Below are 13,474 nucleotides of genomic sequence, written 5' to 3' on the forward strand. Positions count from 1 at the left end.
CCCCTGCCGCAGCTGCCAACCTCAGCGATTTGGATGCCAAGGCCTCGCAATCAAGCGAATTCAACGAATCGAGCATCGATTGAACTTGCATTGGCCTGTCGCGGCATTCGAGGTCACGGATTCAGGACGAGCGTTTCTTGGTACAGGAAGCGAAGCGCCTCGGTGTTTGGCGATCATCTTGTTCATGGCCTCGACAAGATCCTGTCTTTTGAACCGCACGTGCCCGTTGCCGTTCTTGAACCACGTCAGCCGGATGTAGTCGTCTTCATATTCCCGGGCTGTGCCTTTGTCCATGCATTCGAGAATCGCGGTCCGGATGGCGTTTGCATGGGGCGTAGGCCGGCCGTCCATCACATGCATGAAGCGCAATAGGTCGTCGATCTGGTCACAGGTGCTTCGCCCGGGGAGGCCGCCGCTGTACACGTCGGTCACGTTGGTCAAGTGGATGCGCATACCAAAGCAGGATTGTTCGTTGCGCATGTAGCACGGGTGCAGACTCTCGAAGCACTCGACCACGCTTAGCTCGAACATGGTCACACGATCTTGGTGCAGGCTCGTGAGCGTGCCTCGCACTGCCGCCTCATTGAAGGGTGGTGCTTCGCCTTTTGCGATGGCCAGCCGCCACTCGTGCTTTTTTCGCCCGCTCATGAGATCAAGCACATGGGACTTGTGCAACAGCAGTTCCCACGCGGCCGAGTCCGTCAGCGCCACCGCCTTGGCCGCACCGTCGGGTTTCACAAAATGCGCCATGGGCATGAACTGGTGTGGACTGCTCCCGCAGACCGTGCCCATGTTGTTCTGATCCGCAATGGCCTGTGCCTCGCGAAGCAGGGCGTGCGCCTGCTCGATGCGCTGGGCAATGGAGTCGCGTGCAGTGAGCAGGGCCTCGTAGCCGATGGAGGTGATCAGTTGAGAGTCCATGAAAGCCAGCTTCTCACGCCTTCGACCTCAGTCAAATTGAGCGGCTTGTCAGGTGTTGCCGTCTACCAGATGGACGCCAATTCGGCTGGCCATGTCGACCACGTCGGAATAGGCATCTGCGGCGTACAGAAGATCGCGTGACTCTCCGGTTTGACGAATGGTGCCCGAGGCAACGCGATTCCCGAAGATGACAAAGGCCTTGGAATGGTCGTCCTGGCGTGAGACCCACACCAGACCCTGAGCGCTCGGGCACTGGCGATAGATGGCTTGGGCCCATTGTCGGGTGATGGGGTACTGGTCCTTCTCGGTGTCGATCAGCTGCTTGCGCTGTATGCCCAGCTTGCGAAGAGACACGCTGCCCAGGTCGACAAGTTCCAGCTGCTGCAGCACCTCAATCGTGGAGTGCTGTTGCCTTTCCAGCTTTGCCTTGTCCAGTGTTTTGAACCCTAAGCCGTGGGGCACATCATGAAAGACCGATTCCATCAACGCACAGGCCATGGTGGTGCCGGCGTACAGCGTCGGGATGGGGTTGCCTCCATCGTCCTGGATGGGGCTGAACCTCGCGTTGCCTGCGACACCGCGGTTGAACTGGTCCGCAGCATAGGCGTCGAGGTGAACCCGGTGCAGAACAACACCCGCGAGCACCGAGACCAAAGTGACCTGCAAGCCCTCGGGTGGCGCTGGGGTATCGAAAGACGGAATGCCAGTTGCAGCTGCTGCAGGCTGGTTTTGCGCAGAAGGGGGAGTCCTAGGCATGGGCGATCGCCTGAACCTCGTCTTCGGCCGCCTGGATCACGCGATCGGGTCGTTTGCTCAATAGGTCCTGTGGGCGTTTCCCGCCCAGGAAACTGTTCGCCGAGAGAAACCAGTAGGCCATGCCCCAGTCCTTTTTGTGCCCATCAAAGATCGTGATGATCGTGGCCAGGTCCTTGTACGGTCGAAAGCTGTTGTCGGGGTCAAGACCGTAGCCGGGGTAGTAGTCAACACCATTGTGGTGAATGGCAAAGATCTGGCCCAGCTTCTTCCACTTGTTGGGCTGTGCGCTGGGGTTGCGTGTGCTCAGACCCGCCAGTTCTGCGACCTGAGCAGCGGTCAGCCAGTCACCACTCTCCAACACGGCTTTGCGCGCTTGCACAAGCATGGAGGCCTCTTTGAGAAGGCGTGGTGGGGCTGGAGTGCGAGGCACCAGTACCTCTGCAAGCCTTGAGAGAACCTGAGCCTCCTGGTGGTACAGCATCTCTTCAAACATCGAATTCGCCACCCCAGAGATGTTCGAGGCAAAGTGCTCAAGCTCCTTCTTGTTCACAGACTTGCGCACGGTCAGCAGTACCAAGCGTTGTGAAGTCAGTTTCTCAAGCTGCTTCTTCACATGGTCTGATGTGACCACTACAGCCGAAATATCAGACAGATCATGGAGGGAGGTCATGGTGTGCATCCTTTGATGATGTTGGTTATAACATCTTCAGATATCCATGATAACTGTGCGTGTCTCCCGTGACAGCAGTTGCCTGCTGCAGAGCAGTTCATGGGCTCTGAGGGGCGATGTACTTTGCTAGTGTTTTGTTACAACTCCGACAGCCTTTTCATAAAGACTTCCCCTTTGCTGTCGATACAGCCGGGAGTACAGCCAGCCATACAGGATGGCTCAAGTTGAAAAGGAACTTCAGTGCGTTTGAACCAGCCTGTGACCCAGAGAGAGTTTGCGATTCCCGATGGTGCAACGCTCGTGTCCACCACAGACTTGCAGAGTCGCATCACATACTGCAATCCGGCCTTCATCGCGGTGAGCGGCTACGAAAAAGAAGAACTCATCGGCCAGACGCACAACATCGTGCGCCACCCCGACATGCCGCCCGAGGCTTTTCGGGACATGTGGGCGACGCTTCAGGGCGGCTCCACCTGGTCAGCACTGGTGAAGAACCGGCGAAAGAACGGGGACCACTACTGGGTCATGGCCAACGCCACGCCCATCATTGAAAACGGCCAGCCAGTGGGCTACATGTCGGTGCGCACCACGCCCACGCGTCAGCAGATTGAAGACGCCGAGTCGTTGTACAAACGCATGCGATCCGAACCCGGGAACGGTCGCCCCAGCATCGCCCTGGCCCAGGGCCGTGTGGTGCGCACAGGCTGGATCGGTGCACTGCAGCGCTGGACCCGGCCCACCCTGGGGCGCAAGATGGGCGCGATCAGCCTCGGCTTGGCGTACCTCGTACAGGTTCTTGAAAGCGCTACTGAAGGATTGCCGGATGCCGTGCACTATGCCGCGTTTGGCGTGACCGCCGTGCTCGCGATGGCAGCTGCGGCCTTCATGCGACGTCTCTTGGTGCGACCGGTGGAGGAGGCGGTGATCTTTGCCAACCGAATGGCCGCCGGCGATCTGACAGCTCGGTTCAAGGGGCAGACCACGGGCGAACTGGGCGATCTGGCCAGGGCACTGAACCAGCTCAACGTCAACCTGCAGGCGGTGGTTTCGGATGTCCGCCACGAGGTCGATGGCGTGCAGGTGGCATCGGGCGAAATCGCCAGTGGCAACCAGGATCTGTCAGCCCGTACCGAGGCTCAGGCCAGCAGTCTTGCAGAAACAGCCGCCTCCATGGAGCAGCTCACCAGCACGGTCGAGCAAAGCGCCGCATCTGCGCGAGAAGCATCGGTACTGTCCGAACGGGCGGCTCAGGTGGCGCGGGAGGGCAACGCGGCGATGGGCTCGGTGGTGGCGACGATGGACGAGATCAGTCGTTCATCGGGCCGCATGAGTGAAATCATCCAGGTGATCGAGGGCATCTCATTCCAGACCAACATCCTCTCCCTGAATGCGGCAGTCGAGGCAGCGCGGGCGGGCGAGCAGGGCCGCGGATTTGCAGTCGTAGCCGCCGAGGTTCGCAGTCTGGCGCAGCGCACGTCCACTGCGGCCAAAGAGATCAAGGGCCTGATCGATGAGTCGGTGACCCAGGTAGCGCACGGCGGGCAACTGGTCCACAGCGCAGGAAAGACCATGAACAACATCGTGGATTCGGTTCAGCAGGTCAACAGTCTGGTCGGGGAAATCACGGGCGCGGCATTTGAGCAGTCCAGGGGGCTGGCTCAGATCAATCAGGCAGTGGTTCAACTCGATAACGTCACGCAGCAAAACGCAGCCATGGTGGAGGAGCTGACGGCCGCGGCCAGCTCGTTGAAGACACAGTCGAGCGGGATGAACGATGCCGTTGGCATTTTCCGCTGTTGACCAAATTGGATCTTTTGGAGCCTGCAACGCGTGGTAGCTTCGAGCCATAGGAGGACTCGTGTGATGAAACATCCCGGTAAATTTCTGTTCCCAGCGGCGCTGATGGCCTTGCACGGCGTCGCCGGATCGGCCACCGCGACGGACACCTTGCTGGTCACGGCCACGGTGAGCGCTGCCTGCGTGGTGAGCACGTCCCCGGTGGCCTTCGGGGTCTACAACCCCACCGCGGGCACGGTGCTCGACGGCACGGGCACGGTTTCCGTCACCTGCACCAACGGCACCAGCTACACCGTCGCTCTCGATGGGGGCGGCCAGGCCGACGTGGCGGCGCGTGCCATGTCCAATGTGCCCGACCTGCTGACCTACCAGCTGTACAGCGACGCGGCCCGGACCACCGTCTGGGGCACCACCGGTGGCGAGCTGGTCAGCGACACCGGCACCGGTCTGCAGATCGATCACACCGTCTATGGGCGTGTCGCCGCCAGCCAGAACGTGGCGGTGGGCAGCTACACCGACACGGTCAACGTCACCGTCACCTACAACTGAAGCCATGAGACGCCTGTTGCACTGGGTGATCCCAGTTGGTGCGATGCTGTGCGCGTTGAGCGCGCAAGCCGGCAGTCTGTCGGTCATGCCCGTGGTGGTGGCCTTGTCGGCCCACAAGGTCCGCGAGGCCATCACCGTCACCAACCAGGGCACCGAGCGGGTCACCACCCATGTGGACGTGGTGTCCTGGACGCAGTCCGACGGCAAGGACGTCTTTGCGCCGACCGCCGATGTGTTGCTCAACCCGGGTGTCTTCACGCTGGAGCCGGGGCAGGCCCAGGTGCTGCGCCTGGGGTGGCGGGGCCAGCCGCCGCTCGATACCGAACGCAGCTACCGCATCCTGCTGCGCGAGGTGCCCCCGGCGGCACCGGCGCAGCGCCCCTCGGGTGCCTTGCCCAGCCAGGTGCGTGTGTTGCTGGAGCTGCGCATCCCCATCTATGTCGCGCCCCACCAGGTGGTCCACCGACCCGAATGGCAGACACGGCGCGTGGACGGCGACACCCTCGAAGTCCGCTTCAGGAACCAGAGCAATGTGCACACGGTCGTGCATGACCTGCAACTGGCATCGGGCTCGGGCGCACCCCTGGGCGCCCCCCTGGATGTGCATGCCGCGGTGCTGGCCGGGCAGGAGCGCCTTTGGACCCTGCCCTTGCCCAAAGCCGGTGCCGCGGACCTGACGGTGGACGTGCGGGCCGACCAGGGCCATCAGCGCCTGACCATTCCCCGTTGATGCCGCGCCACTGGTTCGCCGTCCGGATCGCCGCCCTGACGTGCTGGGCCGTGCTCAGCGTTGGCATGGTAGGGGCGCAAGCCCGGGGCCAGGACCGCATCCTGATCCTGGACGTCACCGTCAACGGCCAGCGCCTGAACGGTGCGCAGGAAGTTGGCCAATCCGCTGATGGCCGCTGGTCCCTGCCGGCGGCGCTCTGGGGCGAGCTGCGATGGCTTGCTCCCCAGGTTCTGGTGAGCGAGGGCCCCCTGGCCGGCCATGCCTGGCTCGATCAGGTGGCTGGCGTGCAGCTGGCGTTCGATGCCGAACGCCAGTCGCTGACGATCATGGCGCCAGCGAACGCCTTTGCCACCTACCGCCTCGGCTCTGGCGATCAGGCAGCCCTGGCGCCCGGCGCCAGCGGCACTGGCGCCTACGCCAACTACGAACTGCAGGCGGGGCACTCGAACGGACACACCGCCTGGACCGGCGGCGTGGAGCTGGTGGGCTTTGCGCCCGGCGCGCGCCTGACCGGCAGCGGCTACTACCGCGACCAGGCGCAGGGCGGCGGGCGCTGGGTGCGCCTGGACACGGGCATCGAGTTCAGCGACGCGCCCAGGATGCGGTCCCTGCGGCTGGGCGACCAGATCACCAGCGCCGGGCTGTGGGGGCGTCCGGCCCGCATCGGTGGCATCGGCATCGGTACGCGGTTCGCCATGCAACCGGACTTCGTGCCGTTCGCCCTGCCCACCCTGCGCGGTGAAGCCCTGCTGCCCTCGACCATCGATGTGCTGGTCAACCAGAACCGGGTCACCTCCGGGCAGGTGCCCGCCGGCCCCTTCGAATGGAACCAGTTGCCCGCCCTCACCGGCCGGGGCGACCTGCGCCTGAGCTTGACCGATCTGATGGGGCGCAAGACCGAGATCGTGCAACCCTATCTGGTCAGCGACCAGCTCCTGCGCCCGGGGCTGGTCGACTTTGCGGTCGAGGCCGGCCGCATCCGCGAGGACTATGGCTATCGCAGCGGGCGCTACGGCCGCCATGTGCTGCTGGGCCAATACCGGCGCGGCATCGCCGAGCAGCTGACGGCCGAACTCCGGCTGGAAAGCCTGTCGGACCAGCGCACGACCGGCGCCGGGCTGGCCTGGAAGGTCGGCGGCTGGGCGCTGATGCAGGCCACCGCGGCGGCCAGCGAGCGCGAAGGGCAAGACGGGCATGCCGGGTCCGTGGGCCTCGATGTGCCGGGCCGTTCGGCGAGCCTGCAGCTCCGATCCGCCCGGTCAAGCCGCTTCTTCGCGCAACTGGGCGCCGACGACCCGGATGCGGCCAGCCGGTCGACCGATCGCGTGGGCGTGCTGCTGCCCTGGTCGCACGGCGGCGTCGGCCTGACCTGGGTGGCCCGCCGCTACTGGAACGCCGATCCGCAGCGCTTCTGGATCCTCAGCGCCAGCGCCGCCTTCGGCACCCGGTTCTTCCTGAGCGCCTACCTGCAAACAGCCCACTTCGAAACCCGGCAGCGGGCCGTGGGGGTGAACCTGGTCGTGCCGCTGGAGCCGCACACCCAGGTCTGGGCGCAAGCCAGCCGATCCTCAGGACAGACCACCGGCGGGCTGGGCTGGATGTCCAGCCTGCCGCCGGGCCCGGGCTGGGCTCACCGGCTGTTCGCCGAAACGGACGATCACCTCGCGGCCCGGCTGGAGCGCCGCGGCGCCTCGGCAGACTGGCGCGCCGACCTTGATCTGCGCGACGGGCAGGCCTACGTCGGCTCGGGTGTCAGCGGTTCGCTCGTGCTGCTCGGCGGCCAGTTGCGGCTGGCGCGGCGCATCGAGGGCAGCTTCGCCCTGGTCAAGGTGGGCGACGTTGCGGGTGTCCCGGTCTATCGGGACCAGCACGAGGTGGGCGTTACCGGCGCCGATGGCGTCATCATCCTCAACGACCTGCGCCCGTACCAGAGCAACCGCATCCACGTCGACCCCAACGACCTGCCCATGGACGCCGTCTTCGAACATCTGCAGCTCAAGCTCTCGCCCGCCCTCGGCGCGGGGGTGTACGCCGACCTGGGCGTGCGCCGCGTGCAGCCCATGACCCTGCGCCTGCTCGGCCCGCACGGCCAGGCGGTGCCCCCGGGCACGGTGCTGCAGGTGTCTGGCCTGGCAGCGGAGCGCACGGTCGGCTACGACGGCAAACTGTTCGAGCCCGACGGGGCGCCCGATCGGGTGTACACCGGGTTGGTGGTGGGTCGGCCCTGTCGGTTCAGCGCCGCGGTGGCGCCGGCACCGGGCGAACCCGATGCGCCCCCGACCGTTCACTGTGAGGAGACCTCGCCATGAAAGCCCTTCGCGCCCTGTTGTTGTTTGGCGCGGTGCTGGCCGGCGCGCCCCAGGCCCAGGCCTTGTGCCTGCTGTGCAGCTGCACCGCGAGCACCACGCCGGTGGCGTTCGGGGCCTACAACCCCATCGGCGGCGGCGCCGGTTCAGGCTCGGGCAACGTGCACGTGTCCTGCGCGGGCACGGTGGGCCTGTTTGTGGACTACAACATCTCCCTGGGCAAGGGGGCGTACGGCGCCACCTACAACGACCGCCAGATGGCCAACGGCGCTTCCCGGCTCACCTACCAGCTGTACGGCGACTCCGGCTCGGGCGGCGCCTGTTCGGTGGTCTGGGGCGATGGCACGGGCGCCACCAGCACCGTCGGCGGTTCGCTGCTGATCGTGCTGCTGGGCTCCAACATCAACCGGCAGGTCTGCGGCACCCTGCCCGCCAACCAGGTCAGCGCGACGCCCGGTGGCTACAGCGACACGGTCCAGGTGGTGGTGACCTACAACTGAGAATTTGTGTTCTTAATGCCGAGAACGTCTGTTCGCCAGCTCAATCGGGATTGACCCCTAAGTTCCCTGCCGTCGCTTGCCGCGCAGGGACCGCATCGCACCCCAAATTCATTTTGCGGATGCCGGCTGGTGGACGTTGAACATTTGAAACCACCTTTACCCCGGGGCGGTATACCCAGAAGACATGTGTTTGGAAGATTTGTTTGTCCAAGCCATGTCCCCTGAAAGGTGTTTCACATGGTCAACAAAGAACCCAACCCCCTCGACCCCAAAGTTCTTCAAGCTGCCGGCGTGTCGTTGGATGATGCTTTGTGGATCACAAGCGTGCCGAACAACTGCAAGGTTGCGGCACTCACGCTTTCTCGTGGCGTGTCCATCCTTGATCGGCTGCGCAATTACTTTGGCCGCCAAACAGCGCAAGCACCAGGGTTCACAGGACGCCAATGATCGCTGAAAAGCTATCGAAGCTGGCAACTACTGGGTGGGCTGCAGCGTCTTCCATCGCGTAAGCGAGTGAGCCGTGATCGCGTGCCACTGCCCCACTTCTGCATCATTCAGCCTCTCTAGGCCAGAGGCAGCACCACTCCGGCACCCTTGATTGGGTCTGCGGGGCCATGGCGGAACACACCGATTGGCGGCACCTTGATCAAGGACTCGGCCTCTTCCTTGGTCCCATGCAACCACTGTTCCCAGTCTTCGGCTTCGATGGGCACGACCGCACGCTTGTCCTGTGCGTTCGGTGGCATCTTCGGGTCGGGCTTGTGCATCAGGTTGAGCAGTGGGTGAGCATCACAGTTCTGGGTGCAAATGGTGTAGTTAGGTACCACCTCTCCAGTGACCGGATCGGTCCACTCGCTCCACAGTCCCGCCAGCGCCCAGGCCTTGCCATCGGCACGCCAGAAGCGCCACCAGGTGTTCTTGGTGATCGTCATCGGATCAGCATGACTGATGCCCCAATACGGCTCATCGTAGCTGGTGGCCGGGACCAAGCAGCGCTGGCCTCGCGCCCAAGGTCCTCGGTAGGTCCATGCGGTGGCCATGGTTTCTCGCCTGGCGTTGTTGGTCGACATGCGTCGGCCTTCACGTGTTTTCGGAATGCGCTCTTTGGATGATGGTGGGATCATGCCCCACTGGCCCACCTCGGCTACCCCACCGGCCCTGATGAAAACGCCCCTTCCTAACGGCGATGCAGTGTGGCCCCAACTCTGGCCCGGCAGTTCAACATCGAACTGCAGTTGAAGCGTGTGCTCGTCGGGGATCTCGTAGAGGTTGCACATGACTCAGCGCTCGATGAATTTTCGAACGATTTCTACCGGTATGCCTGCTGGCAGACCGGGGTCAAACCAGTCGACCTGGCGCCACTCGGGCAACGGGTTGCTCAACAACTCCGAGGCCGACGTCAACATGAGCTGTGCATCGATAGCGGCCGTGCCCATCCCGATGGGCAGATCGGGGATGATCGTCATGAAGGTCGCCATGGCCTCTGCACTGACAGTTTCCCCAGAGTCGACCCAATCGCTGGCCCATTCGCCTGCTCCAATGCGACACTGGTACCCGATGTTGCCCATCGCGTCATAGAGCACCAGCCACTGAAAACAGAGCCCGCGATAAAAAACGACAGCGCTGAGAACTGCACTTTGAACAACCATGCGGCAAGGATAGCGCGAGTTCAAGCAATGTGCTTTGCTCCAGCGGGAGCGGTACACCTTGACCGGCTTGTTCGATCACCCTGCAGGCGGCCACGGGCAAACACGAACCAGCGGCGGGCGCGGGTGGATGCGAGATCCGCCCTGCTGGCAGTACTTCAGTCCTTCCGGACCCATCCGCCGGCGCGGCCACAGAAGACAGTTGCGCCGCGACGTTCCATTCGTGCGGCTTCAGAGCTGCGCGTCGTCACGTAGCGATGCTTGACGCGCCTGCGGTCGATGATCTCGCAAAGGTATTCGCCAGGCTGGGAAACCGGGATGTGATGAACGGTGTGCATTGTGCTTCCTTGCTTGTATTGGGTTATGACCACGTTGGCCATGACCCAAGATAAACAGGAAGAACATCGAATCAAGTTTGTAGAAGACGCGAGCGCTCAGAAAACTGGTTCGCTGCTTGTAAAACGAAAATTCGGGTCCTACTGCAAAAAGCTACTCAAGCATACCTCGGCGAAATAGGGGCAAGTCTTGACTCTGATAAGTTGGAGTCGGCTCCGATTTTCCGATGTCCAGCTTGAAGTATCTTGTATCTACTCCGGCATTGTGATCTGCAATGCATCCACATCGCACAATTTTGGCTGTTGATTTTTGTTCTGCTGTTCGAACAATTTCTTTTGCTCCCAGTCGCGCATAAATTCCATTACCGGGACTCCGGTTTCAAGGGAGGCATCGTCCAAAAGAGCGAGGGGTGAGGCATCCCCGAAGTACGGGTTGGGTGCATTCAACCAACGGACGAAAGAGGTGACTGAGCCGCAGGCTACTATACCGAGGCGAAATGCCTCTTCCATCACTTCGGGGTTCTGGTACCAGCTGGTAGGCTTTCGCATGAACTTGCCATTTCCCTTATTGACATGAAGAGGCAGTTGAGCTGACTTTAGTTCGGCTTCAGTAATGTTGGTACGAGACCAGTGCGCGAGTTGAACCAACTCAGCGTTGGGCTTTCGTGTTAGATCCGTGGTCGGTATGACCAAACCGATCTGTGCTTTTGTGTTATTCCTGATCATTTGAAGTGCGGGTGCAACATCTGTATCGTTGGTGACGATAACAACCATGTCGACTTCCTTGGTCAAGGCGTCGTGATACGCCTGTAATGCCAATGCCACATCACTCTTTTTCTCTTCCAGTTTCCATATCTCAACTGGATCACACAAACCCATGGGTTTCTTTGGGTCCTTCGGATCAATTTGCTTGGCCTTGGCCTTGATGAGGGAGTAGTTCCCTAAAACCAGTTTGAGTCGATTGCCACAGTGTGCTTGAAGCGCGGCGTGGTACGCCTTTTGGCTATCGACAGAATCAGGCGCTTTGGCGGCAACCTCTTTGATGGGTGCGGTGTAGTAGAAAAGCAGCGGATCTGTTGCCGATTTCCACGGCGAGGTTGTTGCCACTCCAGCGCCGGGCACTGACGAGGGCAGCACATGAGCCTCGAAGAGGTGGAGCAGATCAAGCCATTTGTGGGGGCTACGCTTCAGGCATCCGTAGTACAGGTTGTAGCCATCGACGTAAATTCGTGTCCGCAAAAGTTTTCCCCCCAGAAGCGAAAAAACCGGCTTGCGCCGGCTTTTCCCCCCATCCGCGCAGCAGTCAAGCTGATGCAGCAAATGGGTTAGTTGTTATGGATGATTCTAGTGTGTGGGAGAGTGTGGTGCAAGGAAAACTTGCAAACTGAGGGTAACAAGGACACCAGCTTTCGAGAAAACAACACGCCAGGACCTACACGGGCGTCTACGAGGAAACCGTCTGGTGACGGTCCACCGTGCACGTGAACTGTGAGTGAAGCGGAGAGCCAGATCAAGCATACGATCAACGCATCTCACCACGGCGTAAAACAACTTCGCATGCCCACACTGGAAAAAGCTCTTGAACTCGCAGCCAGGCACCATGCCGGCCAGGTCGACCAGGCAGGACAACCGTACATCCTGCATGTCCTGCGTGTGGTTCACTCTGTGGATGGGCTGAAAGCGAAGACCGTAGCGGCGATGCACGACTTGCTGGTTGACACCGGAGTGTGCGAGCAGGATCTGCGTGGCGCGGGCTTCGATGACGAGATCGTCGGCGCTGTGCTATCGCTCACCAAAGGGCCGAAAGAGACACGCATCGAGGCGGCCAAGCGAGCCAAGACCAACCCGCTCGCGCGGGAGGTGAAGTTGGCGGAAAACGCCGACGACATGGACCTTACCCGTCTGGTGGACCCCACCGAAAAGGACATGCTGCGAATGCACGAGCACGTCTTGGTGAGAAAGCTCCTGCTCAGCTGAGATTCGTCGGGCCACCCGGCAGGCCTTGGCGTTCCGACAATTCTTCGAGCGGGTCGAGGTCTTCATAGCTGGCTAGCAGGTCTTCGGTCACAACGGCGATCCACCACGTCTGTCGATGCTGGCTCACCCGGGCCTTGATGCTGCCCTGAACGCGTGAGCTCAGCTCTATGCCCTGGATGACCATGCCGTTGCGCGTGATCCTCGTGACGCTGGCGTTCAAAAGTGGCGGTAGGAGGTCGCGCTGGCCTTCAAGCAGCTGCGCTTTGAGCCATGACCGGTCCCCTCGGGTTTCCATGGCCATAGCCAGTGCACCCTGAACAGGTTCTTTGGGGCGGGGCAGGCGGATGCCTTGGTCGAGAAGCCTATAGACAGATGCAAAGTGAGCGTCCAGTCAGCCCATCTTGAAAGCCGGGGCGGTTCATAGGAGCCTCGAGTCCACTTCAACTCTTGGTGGACTCGTGAACACTATCCCCGATCAACAAGCAGGTCCGCGCCAGCGGCGGCGCGTGCACAGCGATGCGTTCAAGGCCGGTGCGGTGGCGGCCTGCGAGCAGCCTGGCATGTCGATGGCCGCAGTGGCAATGGCTCACGGCATCAACGCCAATCTTCTGCGGCGCTGGGTGCACGAGGCCGAGATGAAGTCAAGAAGCGATGTCGTGCGCGCAGACGTCGTGGTTGGAGCCGCAGAGCGAGAGCCCAAGACCGTCTTCGTACCGGTCAGCTTGCCGCCATCGGCGCCACCGGCCCAGGTCCCAGACATTCGCATCGAGCTGCGACGTGGGCCGACGACGGTCACGGTGACCTGGCCGGCAGGTGCCGCCAGCGACTGCGCGGTCTGGATGCGCGAGCTGCTTCGATGATCCGAATCGACGCGATGTGGCTGGCCGCCGACCCCATCGACATGCGCGCCGGCGCCGACCGCCTGCTGGCGCGCGTTGTGCAAGTCTTCGGTGCAGCGCAGGCCCACCACGGCTACCTGTTCGCCAACGCCCGCGGCACCCGCATCAAGCTCCTCGTGCACGACGGCTTCGGCGTCTGGTGCGCGGCACGCCGGCTCAACGCGGGCCGCTTCGCGTGGGTACCGGCCACCACGACATCGCCCATATCTCTGTCGCTCACCAACGCGCAGTTTGACGCGCTGGTCCTCGGCCTGCCGTGGGAGCGGTTGCCCGAATTGAGCACCATCACGCGGGCCTGACAGCAACATCGACGCTGGCACTTGACCGCGCCAGCGTCGACGCAATTCGTACTTGTTCCGATGCGCTGCATACGGCGTCCTGGCACCAT

General features: G+C 62.3%; 16 protein-coding genes. 9 read left to right on the forward strand and 7 right to left on the reverse strand.

Annotated features, from left to right (window positions below; genetic code table 11):
- Positions 1–60 precede the first annotated feature (60 nt).
- The 3 genes from F3K02_RS21370 to F3K02_RS27675 are packed head-to-tail and all read right to left on the reverse strand — an operon-like array spanning position 61 to position 2,347.
- Entirely contained in the window at positions 61–921 is an 861-nt protein-coding gene (locus tag F3K02_RS21370; RefSeq protein ID WP_177137657.1) for a DUF4942 domain-containing protein, read from the reverse strand.
- Between the two features lie 48 nt (positions 922–969).
- The gene (locus tag F3K02_RS21375; protein ID WP_177137658.1) at positions 970–1,677 is read right to left on the reverse strand and encodes an RES family NAD+ phosphorylase; all 708 of its coding nucleotides are present in this window, start codon (positions 1,675–1,677) and stop codon (positions 970–972) included.
- On the reverse strand, positions 1,670–2,347 hold the full coding sequence (locus F3K02_RS27675) for a hypothetical protein (protein ID WP_246309690.1): 678 nt from the start codon (positions 2,345–2,347) through the stop codon (positions 1,670–1,672). The genes F3K02_RS21375 and F3K02_RS27675 overlap by 8 nt, the downstream gene beginning before the upstream one ends.
- A 258-nt stretch (positions 2,348–2,605) precedes the next feature.
- Here F3K02_RS27675 and F3K02_RS21385 point away from each other — a divergent pair, with 258 nt between their 5' ends.
- From F3K02_RS21385 to F3K02_RS21410, 6 genes are all read left to right on the forward strand, one after another.
- Positions 2,606–4,147 (forward strand): methyl-accepting chemotaxis protein, encoded by a 1,542-nt coding sequence (locus F3K02_RS21385; protein WP_343067128.1) that lies wholly within the window; start codon positions 2,606–2,608, stop codon positions 4,145–4,147.
- Positions 4,148–4,210: 63 nt separating this feature from the next.
- Positions 4,211–4,693, forward strand: a complete 483-nt coding sequence (locus F3K02_RS21390; protein WP_177137660.1) for a Csu type fimbrial protein — start codon at positions 4,211–4,213, stop codon at positions 4,691–4,693.
- Positions 4,694–4,697: 4 nt separating this feature from the next.
- A complete protein-coding gene (locus F3K02_RS21395) occupies positions 4,698–5,423 on the forward strand; it encodes a fimbrial biogenesis chaperone (protein WP_177137661.1) in 726 nt (241 codons plus the stop codon).
- Positions 5,423–7,732, forward strand: coding sequence for a fimbria/pilus outer membrane usher protein (locus F3K02_RS21400; RefSeq protein WP_177137662.1), 2,310 nt, complete (start codon positions 5,423–5,425; stop codon positions 7,730–7,732). Before F3K02_RS21395 ends, F3K02_RS21400 begins: the two co-directional genes overlap by 1 nt.
- Positions 7,729–8,229: a Csu type fimbrial protein gene (locus tag F3K02_RS21405; RefSeq protein WP_177137663.1), complete on the forward strand. Its 501-nt coding sequence runs from the start codon at positions 7,729–7,731 to the stop codon at positions 8,227–8,229. Before F3K02_RS21400 ends, F3K02_RS21405 begins: the two co-directional genes overlap by 4 nt.
- 237 nt (positions 8,230–8,466) lie before the next feature.
- On the forward strand, positions 8,467–8,676 hold the full coding sequence (locus tag F3K02_RS21410; protein WP_177137664.1) for a hypothetical protein: 210 nt from the start codon (positions 8,467–8,469) through the stop codon (positions 8,674–8,676).
- A gap of 116 nt (positions 8,677–8,792) precedes the next feature.
- Here F3K02_RS21410 and F3K02_RS21415 read toward each other — a convergent pair whose 3' ends face one another.
- From F3K02_RS21415 to F3K02_RS21430, 3 genes are all read right to left on the reverse strand, one after another.
- Positions 8,793–9,506, reverse strand: a complete 714-nt coding sequence (locus F3K02_RS21415) for an SOS response-associated peptidase family protein (RefSeq protein ID WP_177137665.1) — start codon at positions 9,504–9,506, stop codon at positions 8,793–8,795.
- Between the two features lie 3 nt (positions 9,507–9,509).
- Complete coding sequence (locus tag F3K02_RS21420) at positions 9,510–9,902, reverse strand: hypothetical protein (RefSeq protein WP_177137666.1); 393 nt, start codon at positions 9,900–9,902, stop codon at positions 9,510–9,512.
- Positions 9,903–10,462: 560 nt separating this feature from the next.
- Positions 10,463–11,530: an NYN domain-containing protein gene (locus tag F3K02_RS21430; protein ID WP_177137668.1), complete on the reverse strand. Its 1,068-nt coding sequence runs from the start codon at positions 11,528–11,530 to the stop codon at positions 10,463–10,465.
- 237 nt (positions 11,531–11,767) lie between these two features.
- On the opposite strand from F3K02_RS21430, the gene F3K02_RS21435 reads away from it, so the two are divergent.
- Positions 11,768–12,187, forward strand: coding sequence for an HD domain-containing protein (locus F3K02_RS21435; RefSeq protein WP_177137669.1), 420 nt, complete (start codon positions 11,768–11,770; stop codon positions 12,185–12,187).
- On the opposite strand, the gene F3K02_RS21440 is transcribed toward F3K02_RS21435, so the two are convergent.
- Entirely contained in the window at positions 12,180–12,488 is a 309-nt protein-coding gene (locus tag F3K02_RS21440; RefSeq protein ID WP_177137670.1) for a hypothetical protein, read from the reverse strand. The genes F3K02_RS21435 and F3K02_RS21440 overlap by 8 nt on opposite strands.
- Before the next feature lie 157 nt (positions 12,489–12,645).
- On the opposite strand from F3K02_RS21440, the gene tnpA reads away from it, so the two are divergent.
- Entirely contained in the window at positions 12,646–13,047 is a 402-nt protein-coding gene (tnpA, locus tag F3K02_RS21445; protein ID WP_177137671.1) for an IS66-like element accessory protein TnpA, read from the forward strand.
- Positions 13,044–13,385 (forward strand): IS66 family insertion sequence element accessory protein TnpB, encoded by a 342-nt coding sequence (gene tnpB, locus F3K02_RS21450; RefSeq protein WP_009520737.1) that lies wholly within the window; start codon positions 13,044–13,046, stop codon positions 13,383–13,385. The genes tnpA and tnpB overlap by 4 nt, the downstream gene beginning before the upstream one ends.
- Positions 13,386–13,474: the final 89 nt, after the last annotated feature.

The organism is Hydrogenophaga aromaticivorans (genome assembly GCF_013387465.1).
GTDB classification, from domain to species: Bacteria; Pseudomonadota; Gammaproteobacteria; order Burkholderiales; family Burkholderiaceae_C; genus Hydrogenophaga; species Hydrogenophaga aromaticivorans.